The organism is uncultured Microbacterium sp., assembly GCF_963521645.1.
Taxonomy (GTDB): Bacteria; Actinomycetota; Actinomycetes; order Actinomycetales; family Microbacteriaceae; genus Microbacterium.
In genome coordinates this window covers 1-16,962 of the sequence record NZ_CAUQVQ010000002.1, presented here as the reverse complement: position 1 = coordinate 16,962, position 16,962 = coordinate 1, and the positions used below count along the sequence as shown (strand labels likewise).

General features: G+C 69.7%; 17 protein-coding genes. 3 read left to right on the top strand and 14 right to left on the bottom strand.

Translation table 11 applies throughout. The annotated features are described in order from the left end of the window. Positions 1 to 47 precede the first annotated feature (47 nt). On the top strand, positions 48 to 557 hold the full coding sequence (locus RWO82_RS01165; protein ID WP_314422266.1) for a phosphoribosyltransferase: 510 nt from the start codon (positions 48 to 50) through the stop codon (positions 555 to 557). Between the two features lie 7 nt (positions 558 to 564). Here RWO82_RS01165 and RWO82_RS01160 read toward each other — a convergent pair whose 3' ends face one another. The 8 genes from RWO82_RS01160 to RWO82_RS01125 all read right to left on the bottom strand — a co-directional run bounded on the left by RWO82_RS01160 (position 565) and on the right by RWO82_RS01125 (position 7,242). Further along, positions 565 to 2,088: an ATP-dependent DNA ligase gene (locus RWO82_RS01160; RefSeq protein ID WP_314422265.1), complete on the bottom strand. Its 1,524-nt coding sequence runs from the start codon at positions 2,086 to 2,088 to the stop codon at positions 565 to 567. Between the two features lie 78 nt (positions 2,089 to 2,166). Continuing rightward, positions 2,167 to 2,937, bottom strand: a complete 771-nt coding sequence (locus tag RWO82_RS01155; protein ID WP_314422263.1) for an enoyl-CoA hydratase/isomerase family protein — start codon at positions 2,935 to 2,937, stop codon at positions 2,167 to 2,169. Between the two features lie 10 nt (positions 2,938 to 2,947). Continuing rightward, on the bottom strand, positions 2,948 to 4,126 hold the full coding sequence (paaE, locus tag RWO82_RS01150; RefSeq protein WP_314422262.1) for a 1,2-phenylacetyl-CoA epoxidase subunit PaaE: 1,179 nt from the start codon (positions 4,124 to 4,126) through the stop codon (positions 2,948 to 2,950). Continuing rightward, positions 4,126 to 4,620, bottom strand: coding sequence for a 1,2-phenylacetyl-CoA epoxidase subunit PaaD (paaD, locus tag RWO82_RS01145; protein WP_314422260.1), 495 nt, complete (start codon positions 4,618 to 4,620; stop codon positions 4,126 to 4,128). Before paaD ends, paaE begins: the two co-directional genes overlap by 1 nt. Next, the gene (gene paaC, locus RWO82_RS01140) at positions 4,614 to 5,423 is read right to left on the bottom strand and encodes a 1,2-phenylacetyl-CoA epoxidase subunit PaaC (protein ID WP_314422387.1); all 810 of its coding nucleotides are present in this window, start codon (positions 5,421 to 5,423) and stop codon (positions 4,614 to 4,616) included. Before paaC ends, paaD begins: the two co-directional genes overlap by 7 nt. A 5-nt stretch (positions 5,424 to 5,428) precedes the next feature. Continuing rightward, positions 5,429 to 5,734, bottom strand: coding sequence for a 1,2-phenylacetyl-CoA epoxidase subunit PaaB (paaB, locus tag RWO82_RS01135; protein ID WP_314422259.1), 306 nt, complete (start codon positions 5,732 to 5,734; stop codon positions 5,429 to 5,431). After that, positions 5,734 to 6,735, bottom strand: coding sequence for a 1,2-phenylacetyl-CoA epoxidase subunit PaaA (gene paaA, locus RWO82_RS01130; RefSeq protein ID WP_314422258.1), 1,002 nt, complete (start codon positions 6,733 to 6,735; stop codon positions 5,734 to 5,736). Before paaA ends, paaB begins: the two co-directional genes overlap by 1 nt. A gap of 87 nt (positions 6,736 to 6,822) precedes the next feature. After that, positions 6,823 to 7,242, bottom strand: coding sequence for a pilus assembly protein CpaE (locus RWO82_RS01125; protein WP_314422257.1), 420 nt, complete (start codon positions 7,240 to 7,242; stop codon positions 6,823 to 6,825). A 93-nt stretch (positions 7,243 to 7,335) separates the two neighbouring features. On the opposite strand from RWO82_RS01125, the gene RWO82_RS01120 reads away from it, so the two are divergent. Continuing rightward, positions 7,336 to 9,450, top strand: coding sequence for a RecQ family ATP-dependent DNA helicase (locus RWO82_RS01120; RefSeq protein WP_314422256.1), 2,115 nt, complete (start codon positions 7,336 to 7,338; stop codon positions 9,448 to 9,450). Between the two features lie 29 nt (positions 9,451 to 9,479). Here the strand turns inward: RWO82_RS01120 and paaK are convergent, their stop codons facing one another. The 6 genes from paaK to RWO82_RS01090 are packed head-to-tail and all read right to left on the bottom strand — an operon-like array spanning position 9,480 to position 16,059. Continuing rightward, positions 9,480 to 10,775 carry a phenylacetate--CoA ligase PaaK gene (gene paaK, locus RWO82_RS01115; protein ID WP_314422255.1) on the bottom strand — a complete coding sequence of 432 codons (1,296 nt, stop codon included), beginning with the start codon at positions 10,773 to 10,775 and terminating at the stop codon, positions 9,480 to 9,482. A 32-nt stretch (positions 10,776 to 10,807) separates the two neighbouring features. Continuing rightward, positions 10,808 to 11,197 carry a hydroxyphenylacetyl-CoA thioesterase PaaI gene (paaI, locus tag RWO82_RS01110; RefSeq protein ID WP_314422254.1) on the bottom strand — a complete coding sequence of 130 codons (390 nt, stop codon included), beginning with the start codon at positions 11,195 to 11,197 and terminating at the stop codon, positions 10,808 to 10,810. 5 nt (positions 11,198 to 11,202) lie between these two features. Continuing rightward, positions 11,203 to 13,284, bottom strand: coding sequence for a phenylacetic acid degradation bifunctional protein PaaZ (gene paaZ / locus RWO82_RS01105; protein WP_314422384.1), 2,082 nt, complete (start codon positions 13,282 to 13,284; stop codon positions 11,203 to 11,205). After that, positions 13,281 to 14,147: a 3-hydroxyacyl-CoA dehydrogenase family protein gene (locus tag RWO82_RS01100; protein ID WP_314422252.1), complete on the bottom strand. Its 867-nt coding sequence runs from the start codon at positions 14,145 to 14,147 to the stop codon at positions 13,281 to 13,283. Before RWO82_RS01100 ends, paaZ begins: the two co-directional genes overlap by 4 nt. After that, complete coding sequence (locus RWO82_RS01095) at positions 14,144 to 14,875, bottom strand: enoyl-CoA hydratase/isomerase family protein (protein ID WP_314422250.1); 732 nt, start codon at positions 14,873 to 14,875, stop codon at positions 14,144 to 14,146. The genes RWO82_RS01100 and RWO82_RS01095 overlap by 4 nt, the downstream gene beginning before the upstream one ends. Beyond that, entirely contained in the window at positions 14,872 to 16,059 is a 1,188-nt protein-coding gene (locus RWO82_RS01090) for an acetyl-CoA C-acyltransferase (RefSeq protein WP_314422249.1), read from the bottom strand. The genes RWO82_RS01095 and RWO82_RS01090 overlap by 4 nt, the downstream gene beginning before the upstream one ends. 111 nt (positions 16,060 to 16,170) lie before the next feature. Here RWO82_RS01090 and RWO82_RS01085 point away from each other — a divergent pair, with 111 nt between their 5' ends. Then, entirely contained in the window at positions 16,171 to 16,788 is a 618-nt protein-coding gene (locus tag RWO82_RS01085; protein ID WP_314422248.1) for a TetR/AcrR family transcriptional regulator, read from the top strand. Positions 16,789 to 16,962 lie beyond the last annotated feature (174 nt).

Here is a 16,962-nt window from a genome sequence, read left to right as displayed (position 1 = left end):
GGCGGCCGAGCGCCGAGGGAGTGGCGGCAGTGCAGCAGAATGAGACGATGACGGATGCATCGAACGAGCGCGAGACGCTCACCTGGGACGCCTTCGGATCCGCGACGCGAGACCTCGCGCGGCGCATCCTCGACGACGGGTTCGAGCCCGAGGTGGTCGTGGCGATCGCCCGCGGGGGACTCCTGCCCGCAGGCGCGATCGCATACGGACTCGGCGCGAAGAACTGCGGCGCCATCAACGTCGAGTTCTACACGGGCGTGGGCACCGTGCTCGACGCCCCCGAGGTGCTGCCGCCCGAGCTCGACATGGCCTATCTCGACGGTCGGCGCGTGCTGCTGGTCGACGACGTCGCCGACTCGGGGCGCACACTCGCGCTCGCCGTGCAGCTGCTGGAAGACAAGGGCGCGCATGTGCGCTCCGTCACGATCTACACGAAGCCGACGACGATCATCCACCCCGACTACGCCTGGAAGGACACCGACCTCTGGATCGACTTCCCGTGGTCGTTCCGGGGCACGGTGCGCGAAGAGGACCTCGGGCTCTCGCCCTCGGCCTGACGCGGGCTCATCCGCGCAGCAGCGTCCGGAGGGTCTGGATCGTGTCGGCGTCGGCGGGAGTCTTGTCGGGTCGATAGCCCTTGACTCTCGCGAACCTCAAGGCGATGCCCCCGGGGTATCGAGGGGAGCGCTGCACACCGTCGATCGCGATCTCGACGACGAACTCGGGTCGCAGGAACACCGTGCCCTGAGTACGCCGCGTCTCCAGCGGCGGGAAGTTCTCGGTCTGCCAGCGCAGCAGCTCGTCGGTGAGTCCCTTGAACGTCTTGCCGACCATGACCAGACCGCCGGGCTCCCCGAATTCGCCGCTCGGATCGAGCGCGCCGAGATGCAGGTTCGACAGCAGTCCCTGGCGTCTGCCCGAGCCCCATTCGGCGGCGAGCACGACCAGATCGTAGGTGAGCACGGGCTTGACCTTGACCCAGGACTTGCCGCGGCGCCCGGCGGAGTAAGGCGCGTCGACCCCTTTGACGAGCACGCCCTCATGACCCGCCGCGAGCGCCTCGCGCGAGAGCTGCTCGGCCGCTTCCGCGTCGTCGGTGACGATGCCCGGCATGCGCCACTCGCCGACGACCCTGTCGAGTTCGCCCAGGCGGATCGAGAGCGGCTCGTCGAGCAGATCGCGCCCGTCGACGTGCAGGATGTCGAAGAACCAGGGGCGCAGCACCAGCTCGCGCGAGACGTCGGCGCCGAACCGCGACATCGTCTCCTGGAAGGGCCGTGGACCGCCGTCCTCATCGAGTGACAGGGTCTCGCCGTCGAGGATCAGGTCGTGTGCGGGGAGGCCGCGCACGACCTCGACGATCTCGGGCACCCGGTGGGTGATGTCGGCGAGGCTGCGCGTGTAGACGCTGACGTCGTCGCCCGTGCGATGCACCTGGATGCGCGCACCGTCGAGCTTGTACTCGACGGATGCCGTGCCGGTGATGCCGAGCGCGGCCGTCGGGGTGGCAGCGGTCGACGCGAGCATCGGCAGCACGGGGCGCCCCACCACCAGGCCGACCGCATCGAGCTCCTCTTCCGTGCCGGTCAACGCGAGCACCGCGGTCTCGCCCAGATCGCCGGAGAGCATCGCGGCTCGCCGCACGGATGCGGCGGGTCGATCGGCGGCGCGAGCGATGGCGTCGAGCAGCACGCCGCCGAGCGCGCCGGTGCGCAGCTCCCCGAGCATCGCGCGCGTCAGGAAGTCCCACTCGGCAGCCGTGGCCCGTGATGCGAGCGTCGACAGGATCGCGGAACGCGCGGCCGCCGAACCCGACCCGGACGAGCCGGTCAGCGACTCGAACGCGTCATCGACGTCGCCGATCGACAGCGATGGTTCATCGGCGTGCCGCACGTCGAGAGACGCCACCCCACGCCAGCCGACGCCCAGCCGCCCCTGACGTGGCGTCGCGAGCAGCAGACCGACGAGTGCGGGTACGTCGCCCGGCTCCGCTCGCGCGAGCAAGCGGGCGAGCGCATCGATCTTCGCGAGACGCGATGCGGTGGCGGTGACCTCTTCGGCGGTGGAGACGAGCTCCGAGAGCAACATGCATGCAGTCTCGCACCGGCATCCGACATCGGCGACGGCCTTGCGGCGTGCGGTCGTGCCCCGCTAGGCGGACGGGGATCAGCGTCCGAGGAACTCCGGTGTGCGCTTCTGCTGGAACGCGGCGAAACCCTCGCGGTAGTCCGCTGTGTCGCACAGGGCCGCCTGGGCGGCGTTCTCGAGATCGATCGACTCCCACAGCGCGAGGCGCTCGTCGCGGATCCTGGCGACCAGCTTCTTGCTCGCCAGGAAGGCGGCGGTGGCGCCCCGTGCGGCGGTGGCAGCGGCATCCGTCGTCATCCGCAGCACCTCGTCGTCGGGCAGGACCCGCGAGAAGAGCCCCGATGACACGGCCTCTGCACCGCTCATCAGCCGACCGGTGTAGATGAGGTCGAGGGTCTTGTGAGCACCGAGGCGCTCGACGAAGAGCGCGTGGCCGCCCGAGTCGAGCGTGGCACCCAGCGCGGCGAACGGCGAGCCGATCCTGGCCGACTCGGCGACGTAGACGACGTCGGTGGCGATCAGCATTCCGAGCCCGACTCCGAGGCAGGCGCCGTGCGCCACCGCGAATGTCGGGGCCGGGAATCGCGCCATCCTCTGCAGCAGCGGCGTCACGAGCCCGCCGAGGTACCCGATCACGTCGTCGTCGCGGGGATCGACGCCCGAGATGTCGCGACCCGCGCAGAACGCCCGCCCCTCGCCGCGCAGCACCAGGGCGCGCACCCCCGCGGCGTCGGCCTCGTCGTAGGCGCGCCCGAGATCGCGCAGCGCCTGCTCGTCGAGCGCGTTCAGCTTCGGCGGGGCGTTCAGGACGACGGTCGCGACATCGTCGGCGATGGTGAGATCGATCATGGGATGCTCCTCAGACGTCGTAGTCGACCACGAGGCGCTCGCTCGTGGGGTGGGACTGGCAGGTGAGGACGTAGCCGCGCTCCAGCTCGTCGGGTTCCAGCGCGTAGTTCTCGGTCATCGTCACACTGCCCTCGATGACCCGCGCACGGCAGGTTCCGCAGACGCCGCCCGCGCACGCGAACGGCGCATCGGGTCGCACCCGCAGCGCGGCGTTCAGCACGGACTCGTGCGCATCGACCGGACTCTCGACGGTCGAGGAGACGCCGTCGAGATTCACCTCGATGCGGACCGTCTTCTCGCCGGCCCGAACGTCGACCGGACGCGCCGCACGCACAGGCTCGTCGCCCGTCGTGAAGAGCTCGAACCGGATGCGCTCTCGAGGCACTCCGACATCGGCGAGCACCTCGCGGCACAGGTCGACGAGTGAGAGCGGACCGCACAGGAACCACTCGTCGACGTCGGCCGGGTCGATGAGCGCGCTCAGGATGGTGCGCAGCTTCTCCTCATCGATGCGCCCGGAGAGCACGGGCGCCGTGCGCTGCTCGCGGGACAGCACGTGGTGCAGCGTGAGACGCGTCGGGTAGCGATCCTTGAGGTCGGCGAGATCCTCGAGGAACATCACGTCGAGCGTCGAGCGGTTCGTGAAGAGGAGCGTGAATCGAGAGGTCTCGGAGCGCGTCAGCACGGTGTGCGCGAGGGCCATCAGCGGCGTGATTCCGGAACCGGCGGCGATGCCGACGATGTGACGCCGGTCCAGATCGTCGAGGCCCGAGGTGAAGGTACCCTGCGGGCTCATCACGTCGATCTCGAACCCGGGGTGCAGACCCGTCTGCGCCCAGGTCGAGAAGAGTCCGCCCTCGTCGCGCTTCACGGCGACGCTGAGCCGGGTGGGCGTGCCCGCCGCGATCTGCTCGGCCGTGCGGTGCTCGGGCGCGCGGCACAGCGAGTACGACCGTCGCACCTCGACGCCCTCGAGCGTCGTGCGCAGGGCCACGTACTGGCCGGGCAGGTGGTGGTAGTCATCGGCCAGCTCGGCGGGGACCGTGAAGGTCACCTCGACCGAGTCGTCGGTGAGAGGTCGCACCTCCTCGACAGAGAGGGTGTGAAAGCGCGCGCGCTTCTTCGACGCCTGTTCGGGTCGGGAGGACGGAGTCGAGGGCGCCGAGCCCGAGACGGCGAACAGCGACATCAGTGCACCTTGAAGTGGTCGAAGGGCTCGAGGCATGCGCGGCACTCGAACAGGGCCTTGCAGGAGGTGGAACCGAACCGCGAGACCTCGCGGGTGTCGAGCGAGCCGCACCGCGGGCAGCGCACGCTGATCGCGAGACGGATCGGGCCGGACGACAGCGCCGAGCGCCCCGACGGAGGCGCGATGCCGTACTGCGAGAGCTTCTGCTTGCCGGCATCCGACATCCAGTCCGTCGTCCAGGCGGGGGAGAGCACGAGCCGCACCTCGACCTGCGAGTAGCCGGCAGCGGTGAGGGCCAGGATGACATCGTCGCGGATCGTGTCCATCGCCGGGCACCCGCTGTAGGTGGGGGTGATGTCGACTCGCACGACGTCTCCGTCGACCGTGACGGCACGGAGCACTCCGAGGTCCTCGATCGTGAGCACGGGGACTTCGGGATCCGCAACGGAAGCCGCGATCCGCCACGCGTCGGTCTGCAGAGTGTCGGTCACCATGACGCTCCCGGGTGACGTCGCGCGAGAACCTGCATCTCGGCGAGCAGATGGCCCATGGGGGTCGCGTGCGCGCCCCGGCGCCCTCCCGCTGACGACGCCGCCACCGAAGGCGCGGTCAACTCCGCCTCTGCGAAGACGGTGTCGACGACGGTGTCGAAACCGGCGCGAAGGGCGGACGGGCGCACGGCGGCATCGCTGAGACGATCGATCAGCGGCTCGTCACGGAACAGCTCCTCGACATAGGGCCAGACGTCGCCGAGCGCGCGGATCATCCGTCGGCGTGACTCGTCCGTGCCGCCCGCGAGGCGCAGCACCCACTGCACGGCGTGGTCGCGGTGGTAGTCGACCTCCTTGAGCGCCTTCTCGGCGATGGCCGAGAGCGTCTCGTCCGTGCTCGCACGGAGCGCCGAGTGCAGCTCGAACATGTAGCTCGACACGACGAACTGCCGCGCGATCGTCTGTGCGAAATCGCCGTTGGGCTGCTCGACGATCCACGCGCTGCGGAACTCGGGCTCGTCGCGGAAGTACGCGAGATCGTCTTCGGAGCGGTCGTCGTACGTGCCGGCGTAGTGGAGGAACGAGCGGGCATGCCCGAGCAGGTCGAGAGCGATGTTGCCCAGCGCGACGTCCTCTTCGAGCTCGGGTGCGCGAGAGATCCATGCCCCGAGCTGCTGCGCGAGGATGAGGGCGTCATCGCCCAGCCAGAGCGCGTACTCCGCGATGTCGGCGGATGCGGCCGTCGCCCCTGCCCCCGTGAGCTCCTCGCTCAGACGCAGCTCGTCGACCGAGACGTCGCCGTGCATGTCGTTCACAGGTGCGGCACCCCCTCGGATGCCGTGTAGTAGACGGCGTGCCGATAGTTCTTTCCCGCGGGGCTCTCGAAGTAGGCGCCCTTGGCGTCGGGGTCGCTCGTGGTGATCGCGTCGGCGGGCACGGCCCAGATCGACACGCCCTCGCCACGGCGCGTGTAGAGGTCGCGGGCGTTGCGGATCGCCATGTCGGAATCCGGGGCGTGCAGCGATCCGACGTGAACGTGGCTCAGCCCGCGATTCGCACGGACGAAGATCTCCCAGAGCGGCCAGGGCTCGCGGTCGTCGGCACCGGGCGTCGCCATCACGCCGCACCCATGCCGGTCGTCGAGCGAGCCGCGGGCGAGCCGAAACGCTGCGTGCGGGCGTATTCGGCGGCGGCCTCGCGCACCCATGCACCCTCCTCGTGGGCGGTGCGGCGACGTTCGAGACGCTCGGCGTTGCAGGGGCCGTTGCCGCGCAGCACCTCGAAGAACTCGTCCCAGTCGATCTCGCCGATCACGTACTGGCCTGTCTCGTCGTCGAAGCGCAGGTCGGGGTCGGGCAGGGTGACACCGAGGATCTCGGCCTGCGGCACCAGCATCCCGACGAAGCGCTGGCGCAGCTCGTCGTTGGTGAAGCGCTTGATCTTCCACTTCATCGACTGGGCGGAGTTCGGCGACTGATCGTCGGGCGGGCCGAACATCGCAAGACTCGGCCAGTACCAGCGGTTCACGGCGTCCTGCGCCATCTGCCTCTGCTCGTCGGTTCCCTGCATCAGCGAGAGCAGGATCTCGAAACCCTGACGCTGGTGGAACGATTCCTCCTTGCAGACGCGCACCATGGCGCGGCCGTACGGGCCGTACGATGCGCGGCACAGCGGCACCTGATTGCAGATCGCGGCGCCATCCACGAGCCACCCGATCGCGCCCATGTCGGCCCAGGTGGGGGTCGGGTAGTTGAAGATCGACGAGTACTTGGCCTTGCCGCTGATCAGCTGGTCCATCATCTCGTCCCGCGTGATGCCGAGGGTCTGCGCGGCGGAGTAGAGATAGAGGCCGTGGCCCGCCTCGTCCTGCACCTTGGCCATGAGGATCGCCTTGCGCTTGAGGCTCGGGGCCCGGGTGATCCAGTTGCCCTCGGGCTGCATGCCGATGATCTCCGAGTGCGCGTGCTGCGAGATCTGACGGATCAGCGTCTTGCGGTAGGCGTCGGGCATCCAGTCGCGGGGCTCGATGCGCTGCTCGTTCGCGATGAGCTCGTCGAACAGGCGCTCCTCATCGGAGAGCTCGCCATCGACGAGGGAGAGGTCTGCGGGGCTGGTCATCATCGACTCCTCGGTATCCGATCGGCTTTACTGACCGGTCGTTAGGTAATTCTGACACGGAGGTTCGCTGCGCGCAAGGCAGAACCGTCAGAGCGAGCGCGAGACGAGGTCGAGCAGCGCTCTGCCGTAGGCCTCAGAGGGATCCGGATGCTCGAAGCGGAGCATCTCGCCGGCGATCTCGATCTCGACGACGAACGCATCCGCCACGCGGGTCAGAGCGCGGAAGGTGCCGCGGAGCATCTCGCGCAGCTGGTCCTCGCGCGGCAGCCACACGGCGTCGGCGAGCGTGACGGCGTCGAGCGCCCACTCGGTCGTGCCGTTGAACGCGAGATCGGTGCCGCTCGGGGTCTGGCGCGCCTCGATGGTCATGGCGCTCACGGTGAAGACGTCGGCCTCGGCTTCCAGCTCGACGTCGTTCGGCAGGTCGAGCTGGAAGCGATCCCCGTCGACGGGGTGCCAGGCGAGACCGGCGTCGCGCAGGGATACGGCCAGTTCTCGGGTGATCATCTCTCCACGCTAGAGGACGTGACTCGCGCGAGGGTCGTCGAACCTGTGGATGCCGCGGGCCCGGGTGTCGGCGGCCTCGGGCAGAGTGGAGCCATGACATCCACCGCCTCCGCCGACACCCGCACGGCTGCGCTGTCCGCGCTGCGCGAGCTGGTGGGCCGCTCCGACGCCGAATTCCACGATGGCCAGTACGAGGCGATCGAGGCGTTGGTCGAGGGGCGTCGCCGCGCGCTCGTCGTGCAGCGCACGGGGTGGGGCAAGTCTGCCGTCTACTTCGTCGCGACCCTGCTGCTGCGACGGCAGGGCGCCGGGCCGACAGTGCTCGTCTCGCCGCTGCTCGCGCTCATGCGCGATCAGATCGCTGCGGCCGAGCGTGCGGGAGTGCGAGCCGTCGCGATCAACTCGACCAACGCGCATGAGTGGTCCGAGGTACTCGAACGGCTCGACCGCGACGAGGTCGACGTGCTGCTCGTGTCTCCCGAGCGCCTCAACAACCCGGCCTTCCGCGAGCAGCAGCTGCCGGCCCTCGTGCGGCGGATCGGCATGCTGGTGGTCGACGAGGCGCACTGCATCAGTGACTGGGGGCATGACTTCCGGCCGGACTACCGGCGGCTGCGCGACCTCATCGAGCAGATGCCGGCGGCGGTGCCGGTGCTGGCCACCACGGCCACGGCCAACAGTCGCGTGGTGGCCGACGTCGCAGAGCAGCTCGGCACAGGGGCGGAATCCGTCGAGGGGGAGGTGTTGACGATCCGGGGTCCCCTCGCCCGCGCCTCGCTGCGCCTGGGGGTGCTGCGACTGCGCGACTCAGCGAGCCGGCTGGCCTGGCTGCTCAGCCACATCGACGATCTTCCCGGCTCCGGGATCATCTACACCCTGACCGTCGCGGCGGCGGTCGACACCGCGCGGCTGCTGCGCGAGCACGGCCACGAGGTGCGCGCCTACACCGGGCAGACCGACACCGATGAGCGCGCCGAGTCGGAGGCCATGCTCAAGCGCAATGAGGTCAAGGCGCTCGTCGCCACGAGCGCACTCGGCATGGGGTTCGACAAACCCGATCTCGGTTTCGTGCTGCACCTCGGCGCGCCGTCGTCACCGGTCGCGTACTACCAACAGGTCGGTCGTGCCGGCCGCGCGAGCGAGAGCGCAGACGTGCTGCTGCTGCCGGGTGTCGAAGATCGCGACATCTGGCACTACTTCGCGACGGCGTCGATGCCCGACCGGGAGCGTGCCGAACGCGTGATCGGCGCGCTCGGCGATCAGCCGATCTCGACGCCGGCTCTCGAGGCGATGGTCGACATCCGTCGTACGCCGCTCGAGCTGCTGCTCAAGGTGCTCGATGTCGACGGAGCGGTGCGGCGGGTGCAGGGAGGGTGGGTCTCGACCGGTCAGCCTTGGACGTACGACGCCGAGCGGTACGAGCGCATCGCGGGCGAGCGCCGAGCCGAGCAGCAGCACATGATCGACTACGAGCAGACCGACGGATGCCGGATGGAGTTCCTCCAGCGTTCGCTCGACGACGACACCGCAGCGCCCTGCGGCAGATGTGACAACTGTGCGGGCGTGTGGTTCCCGAGCGAGATCGGCGAGTCGGCGACGACCCAGGCCGCCGCCTCGCTCGATCGGGTCGGCGTGCCCGTCGAACCGCGCAAGGCGTGGCCGACCGGTGCCGACAGGCTCGACGTACCGGTCAAGGGACGCATCCCGGCGGACGAGCAGGCCGGCGAGGGGCGCGCGCTCGCGCGGCTGACCGACCTCGGCTGGGGCGGCACGCTGCGGGAGCTCTTCGCGGCAGGAGCTCCCGATGGTGCCGTCACCCCGCAGGTGCTCGGCGGATGCGTGCGCGTGCTCGCCGACTGGGGGTGGACGGAGCGGCCGGTCGCGGTGGTCGCGATGCCGTCGAGGTCGCATCCGCTGCTCGTCGATTCGCTCGCGCGAGGCATCGCCGAGATCGGACGACTGCCGTATCTCGGCGCGCTTGACGCTGTGAACGGCGGTCCGAGCGGTCAGCCCGGGGGCAACAGCGTCTTCCGTCTCGCGGGCCTATGGGACAGGTTCAGCGCTCAGCACCTCGACATACCTGCGGGGCCCGTGCTCCTCGTCGACGATATGGCCGACAGTCGCTGGACCCTGACCGTCGCCGCGCGCACACTCCGCCAGGCGGGGGCGACCGCGGTGCTGCCGTTCGTCCTCGCGCTGCGCGGCTGACGCCGCCGCTCCGGCCTCGCGACAGCGTCTCACCGCAGGTCGTAGACCCGCTTGTACTTGCCCTCGCTGCGTGGCAGCGTGCCCGGTTCCTCGACCTGCACGTCGACGCTCGTGCCGATGTGCATCTTGATCCGGTGAGTCAGCACCGCTGCCGCTGCGTCGCACTCCTCGATGCTCAACGACGGGTGCCGCTCGATGCGCACGGTCATCGTGTCGAGCTGCGCGGCACGATGCAGCTCGAGCACGAAGTGCGGCGTGAGCGTCTCGATGCCCATGACCAGCTCCTCGATCTGGGTCGGGAAGAGATTGACGCCGCGCAGGATGATCATGTCGTCGTTGCGTCCCGTGATCTTCTCCATGCGTCGCAGCGCAGGATAGGTCGTTCCCGGCAGCAGACGGGTGAGATCCCGTGTGCGGTACCGGATCACGGGAAAAGCCTCTTTGGTGAGCGAGGTGAAGACCAGCTCGCCCAGGTCGCCGTCCGGCAGTCGTTCGCCGGTGTCGCCGTCGATGATCTCCGGAAGGAAGTGGTCTTCCCAGATGTGCGGGCCGTCTTTCGTGAGCACGCTCTCGCTGGCGACGCCCGGCCCCATGACCTCGCTGAGCCCGTAGATGTCGACGGCGTCGATGTTCAGTCGATGCTCGATCTCGCGGCGCATCTCGTTGGTCCACGGCTCGGCCCCGAGCACTGCCACCCGCAACGAGGTCCGCGTGGGGTCGATTCCCGCAGCCTCCATCGCATCAGCGATCGTGAGCAGGTAACTCGGGGTGCAGAGGATGGCCTCCGGCTCGAAATCGGTGATCAGCTGCACCTGACGCGCGGTCTGACCGCCGGAGACCGGTATCGCCGTGGCCCCGAGTCGCTCGATGCCTGCGTGGGCGCCGAGTCCACCCGTGAAGAGACCGTAGCCGTAGGCGTTGTGCACCTTCATCCCCGCGCGGATGCCCGCCGCGTGCAACGAGCGTGCGACCAGGTCGCCCCAGCGGTCGAGGTCTCCCTCCGTGTACCCCACGACGGTCGGACGACCCGTCGTGCCGGAGGAGGCATGGATGCGCCGGACATCGGGCATGGGCACGGCGAACATCCCGAACGGATAGTTCTCGCGCAGGTCGGCCTTGGTCGTGAACGGGAGCTTCTGCACGTCGTCGAGAGTGCGGATGTCGTCGGGGTGCACACCGTGCTCGTCGAACTTCCGGCGATACACGGGCACGTTCTCGTAGGCGTGGCGCACGGTCCACTGCAGGCGCTCCAACTGCAGCCGGGCCAGCGCCTCGGGGGAGTGCAGCTCCGCTTCGGTGCCGATCTCGGTGTGCACGTCAGTCATCATCGACTCCTTCGTCAATGTCGGGACCATGATCAGGCGTCACCCGCCTGAGAGCGGTTCGTGGTGAGCGATCGGCCGCGCACCTCGGCGACGACGTCTCCGGCGTCATCGGTGACCGTCACGTCGTAGAGCCCGTTGCGGCCCGAGACGACCCGCCGAACCGCGTGTGCTGTCAGTCGCTGCCCCGCGGTGGTCGACTTCAGGAACGTGATGTCCGCGCCGCCGGCGACCGTGACCCGCTCGTCCTCATTGCAGGCGATCGCGAAGGCGGTGTCGGCGAGAGTGAACACGAGGCCGCCGTGCGTGATCGCGAAGCCGTTGAGCATGTCGTCGCGCACGGTCATCGACACCACGGCCTCGCCGGGCTCATCGAGCTCGACGGTCATGCCGAGCATCGCCGACGCGGCATCGCGCTGCATCATGGCCCTCATGCGGCCACGACCTCAGGGGTGGGCTCCTTGCTGACCAGCGTGAGCACGTCATAGGTCGCGACGAGCTCGTCGGCCTGGTTGCGGATCACGGCATCCCAGCGCACCTCGCCGTACTCGTCGGTCTCCCGCGGCGTGATCTGCTTGGCGGTCAGCTCGACCCGGATCGTGTCGCCGGGGGAGACGGGGGTGAGGAACCGCAGGTTCTCGAGTCCGTAGTTTGCGAGCACGGGGCCGGGCTCGGGGTCGACGAAGAGGCCGGCCGCCCACGAGACGAGCAGGTATCCGTGCGCGACTCGTCCGGGGAAGAACGGGTTCGCCGCGGCGGCCGTCTCATCCATGTGGGCATAGAAGGTATCGCCGGTGAAGTGGGCGAACGTCTCGATGTCGGCGAGTGTGACCTCGCGCGAGGCCGAGACGATCTGGTCGCCGATGCGCAGCTCGGCGAGAGACTTGCGGAACGGATGCCGGCCATCGGTGTGTGCGGCCGCTCCCGCGTGCCATACGCCGGTCAGTGCGGTGAGCATCTCGGGCGAGCCCTGCACCGCGGTGCGCTGCATGTGGTGCAGCACGGCTCGGATGCCGCCCAGCTCCTCGCCGCCTCCCGCCCGACCGGGGCCTCCGTGCACGAGGTTCGGCAGCGGTGAGCCGTGACCGGTCGACGATCGCGCATCGTCGCGGTCGAGCAGCAGCATCCGTCCGTTGAACGGCGCGATGCGCGCGGCCAGCTCCACGGCCTGCACAGGGTCGTGAGTGGCGATGCTGGTCACCAGCGAGCCGCCGCCCCGGGCCACCAGCGCCGCGGCATCGGCGGTGGTCTCGTATGTGAGCAGCGACGAGACCGGACCGAACGCCTCGATCGAGTGCGCGGCATCGGTATCGGCGTCGTCGAAGCGCAGCAGCACGGGCGTCACGAAGGCGCCGTCGGGAGAGACGCCGGTGCTGCCGTCGGCGAGCCGCACCTCGGGGGCATCCGTCGTGCCGACCACGATCCGCCCGCCCGCCGCCTGCAGCCTGCCCACCTGCCGCAGCACCTCATCGCGCTGCGCCGTGGAGGCGAGCGGCCCCATCGTGACGCCGTCGGCGCGCGGGTCGCCGAGCATGGTCTTGTCGGCGAGGCGGTCTCGCACAGCGGCGATCACGGCATCCGCCGATCCGGTCGGCACGATCGCCCGGCGAATGGCGGTGCACTTCTGACCCGCCTTGCTCGTCATCTCGGTGACCAACTGCCGCACATAGGCGTCGAACTCGGGCGTGCCCTCGACCGCATCGGTGCCGAGCACCGAGGCGTTGATCGAATCGGTCTCAGCCGTGAACCGCACCCCGCCCGTCTGCACTGCGGGGTGGGACTTGAGGCTCTCCGCGGTCGACGCGCTGCCGGTGAAGCCGACGATGTCGCCGAGGCGCAGGTTCTCGAAGAGGTCGGGGACGCTTCCGCTGACGAGCTGCAGCGATCCTTCCGGGAGCAGGCCCGACTCCGCGAGGATCCGAACCATCGCCTCGGCGACGTAACCGGTGGGCGTCGCGGGCTTCACGAGCGTCGGCATGCCCGCGAGGAAAGCCGGGGCGAACTTCTCCAGCGATCCCCACACCGGGAAGTTGAACGCGTTGATCTGCACCGCGACGCCGGGCAGCGTCGTGTAGACGTGGCGTGCGAGGAACGATCCGTCCTTCGACAGGGGCTCGACGGGGCCGTCGACGTGCACGCGGCTGTTCGGCAGCTCGCGCCGCCCCTTGCCCGAGTACGAGAAGAGCACTCCGATGCCGCCGTCGATGTCGACCCAGGAGTCGGCCTTAGTCCCACCCGTGCGCGCGGACAGCGCATACAGCTCGTCCTTGCGCTCGGTGAGGGCGAGGGCCAGCTGCTTGAGCAGCACGGCGCGCTGGTGGAACGTGAGCGCTCCGAGGCTCCGCTGTCCGACCGTGCGGGCATATTCGAGCGCGCCCGCGAGGTCGAGGCCGTCGGTGGCGACGAGCGTGACGACGTCGCCGGTGGACGCGTCGCGGACCTCTGTGGATCGCGCGGGCGAAGAGGGGGTCCACCACTCGCCCTGGACGTAACTCGGCAGATAGTCGGTCATCTCTCCTCGTTCCATGCGTAGAACCCTTCGCCGCTCTTGCGGCCCAGCTTTCCCTCGGCGACCATCCGTCGCAGCAGATCCGGCGGCGCGAAGCGTGCACCGAGCGTGCGCTCCAGCTCCTCGGCGATGCCGAGCCGCACGTCCAGGCCCACCACATCGGTCGTGCGCAGCGGGCCCATCGGATGCCGGTACCCGAGAGTCATCGCGGCGTCGATGTCGGTGGCGGACGCCACGCCCTCCTCGAGCATCCGGATCGCCTCGAGGCCGAGCATCACGCCCAGTCGGGACGAGGCGAAGCCGGGGGAGTCGCTCACCACGATCGGCGTCTTGCCGAGAGCTGCGACCCAGCCGGTCGCGCTCGCGACGGCCGCCGGATCGGTCGCGGCGCCGCGCACGATCTCGACGAGCGCCGACGCGGGCACGGGGTTGAAGAAGTGCAGGCCGAGGAACCGCTCGGGGCGCGATCGACTCGCAGCCAGGGCGTCGATCGAGATCGACGAGGTGTTGCTCGCGAGCGTCGCGTGCGGGGACATCTCCGCTTCGGCACGTGCGAGGGCGTCGTCCTTGAGGGCGCGGTCCTCGGGAACCGCCTCGATCACGAGGTCGACGGCGCCGAACGCACCGGCGTCGGTGCCCGCCGTCACGCGCCCGTGGAGTGCCGCGTCGTCGAGAGAGGGGTCGCGTTCGACGGACCGACGGATGCTGGCGGCGATGCGCGCGAGGGCCGCGTCGGCGCTCGCCGCGTCGCGCTCGACGACGGCCACCTGCGAACCCGCAAGGAGGAACGCGTGCGCGATGCCGGCACCCATGCGACCGCCGCCCAGCACGCCGACGCTGTGTGGCGCGTTCTCGGAGCTGTTCATCGGCTCTTCCTCTCGAGGAACTCGGTCATGCGGCGATGCTTCTCGGGCGACTCGAACAACTCGGCCTGCAGCTCGAGCTCGACGCTCGGGTGGCCCGCACGCGGCGTGCGCAGAGCGCGCTTGGTGTGCTGGGTGGCCAGGGCGTCGTTCGCGGCGATGCGGTCGGCGATCCCGTGCGCAGCCGGGAGCAGTTCGGCTGCGGGGTGCAGCGCGGAGACGAGACCCCATCGCAGGGCGTCTTCCGCGTCGAGCGTCCGCCCGGTGAGCAGCAGATCGCTCGCCCTCGCGTCGCCGACGATCTCAGGCAGGCGCCAGGTCGCGCCGGCCGCCGCGATGATGCCGAGACCTGGCTCGGGGTTGCCGATGCGCAGCGACGGGGTCGCGATGCGGATGTCGGCGGCATAGGCGAGTTCCGCCCCGCCTCCCAGCGCGTAGCCGTCGATCGCCGCGATCACCGGCATCGGGAGTTCGTGGATGCGGATGAAGACGGTCGCGTTGATGCCTCGCCGGGCGTCCTCGGCCGTGCGGTCGCGGAGTTGCGCGATGTCGGCCCCCGCGGCGAAGACACCGTCCGATCCCGTGAGGATCAGCGTGCGCGGACTCTCTTCGAGAATCGTGCACAGCTCGTGCAGCGCATTGACCATCGACTGGTCGATCGCGTTGCGCTTCTCGGGGCGGTCGAGCGTCGCGACGACCCGGTCGTCGCGCTCCTCGATGTGCAGGGTCACGTCAGACGCTCCACGATCATCGCGGTCCCCTGCCCGACTCCGACGCACATGGTGGCCAGACCGTAGCGCGCATTCTCGCGCTCGAGTCGACCGAGCAGCGTCACGATCAGACGTGAACCGCTGGACCCGAGGGGGTGCCCGAGTGCGATGGCTCCGCCGTCGGCGTTGACGATCGCCGGGTCGAGACGCAGCCTCCGGATGCAGGCCAGGGACTGCGACGCGAATGCCTCGTTCAGCTCGACCGCGCCGAGGTCGTCGATGGTCAGCCCCGCCTTCGCGAGCGCCTTCTGCGTGGCGGGCACCGGACCGAGCCCCATGATCTCGGGGGCGAGGGCCGCGGTCGCGGAGGCGACGATGCGGGCCCGCGGACGCAGGCCGTGACGCTCGACGGCGGCGGCGCTCGCGACGACGACCGCGGAGGAGCCGTCGTTCAGCGAGCTCGAGTTGCCGGCGGTCACGACGTCGCCGCCGGGGACGACGGGGCGCAGTGCGGCGAGAGCCTGAGACGAGGTGTCGCGACGCGGTCCCTCATCGACGTCGACCGTGCCGCGGGGCGTCGGCACCGCCACGATCTCGGCGACGAACCGCCCGGCATCGATCGCGGCGATCGCCCGGCGATGGCTCTGCAGCGCGAAGGCATCCGCGTCCGTCCGACTGATCCCGTCGACGTGGGCGACCTCTTCGGCCGTCTCCGGCATCGAGAACGTCGCCTTGTCCCGCGCGCTCAGGCGGGGGTTCGTGAATCGCCAGCCGATCGAGGTGTCGAACGCCGCGCCGGGCTTGGCCCACGCCCTCTCGGGCTTGGCCTGCACCCAGGGCGCTCGGGTCATGGATTCGACGCCGCCGGCGATGAGGAGGTCGGCATCGCCCGCGCGCACCGCGTTCGCAGCGAGCGCGATAGCCGACATCCCCGAGGCGCACAGCCGGTTGACGGTCAACCCCGGGATCGACTCGGGCAGTCCTGCCAGCAGCACGGCCATGCGGGCCACGTTGCGATTGTCCTCGCCGGCCTGATTCGCGGCTCCCAGGATCACCTCGTCGATCTCCTCGACGGGCAGGTCTGCTCGGCGGGCGATCTCACCGATCACGAGGGCTGCGAGGTCGTCGGGGCGGACGGACGCGAGGGCCCCTCCGTAGCGGCCGACGGGGGTGCGGACGCCATCGACGAGATAGGCCTCGGACATCGTCATCCTCTCGATCACCCACGCTGGCGATAATTTCCGACCGATCGGTCAGGAATACGATCTCAGATCGTCGCGCGAATGGCAACTCTCGGCGGATGACACACTGGGGGCATGGCGAAGTCCTCTTCCGACACGGCGGCACCCAAGCGGGGGCGCCCGGGTTATGACCGTGAGCAGGTGCTGGCGGTCGCCGTCAAGGTCTTCAACGAGCACGGCTACGACGCCACGAGCGTCGCCGATCTCAGCGCGACTCTGGGGCTGACGAAGTCAGCCCTCTACCACCACTTCGAATCGAAGTCGGCGATCCTCGAGCGGGCGCTCAACGATGCCCTCGACGCACTCGAGGCGGTCGTGGACGACGCAACCGCGCAGCACTCCCTGGCCTCCGATCGACTGCGGGCGATAGTGCGCGGGGCGGTGCGCGTGCTGACCGAGAAGCTTCCCTCGGTCACGCTCCTGCTGCGCGTGCGCGGCAACGGCGATGTCGAGACCTCGGCGCTCGTGCGACGCCGCGCGTTCGACCAGCGCCTGGCGGCCGTCGTGGCCGAAGCCCAGAAGGAGGGGCTGATCCGCGACGACGTCGATGCGGCCGTCGCCAGCAGGCTGATCTTCGGCATGATCAACTCGGTCGTCGAGTGGTATCGCCCCGGCGGTCCCGTCGACCCCGAAGAGCTGGGAGAGGACATCCTGAGGGTGAGCCTCGACGGCCTGCAGCCCCGTCGAGCCTGATCACTCGTCGGCCGGTGCCACGGCAGGCGGCCAGCTGGTCGCTCCGAGCTCGCGGGAGATGTTGCGGGCCGTCTCGCGCAGGGCGTTGAGCACCGCGTCAGAGGCGGGCGCCTGCGACGTGGGCATCACGACCGCCACCGCCGCCACGATGTCGTTCGACGCGTCCGCGACCGG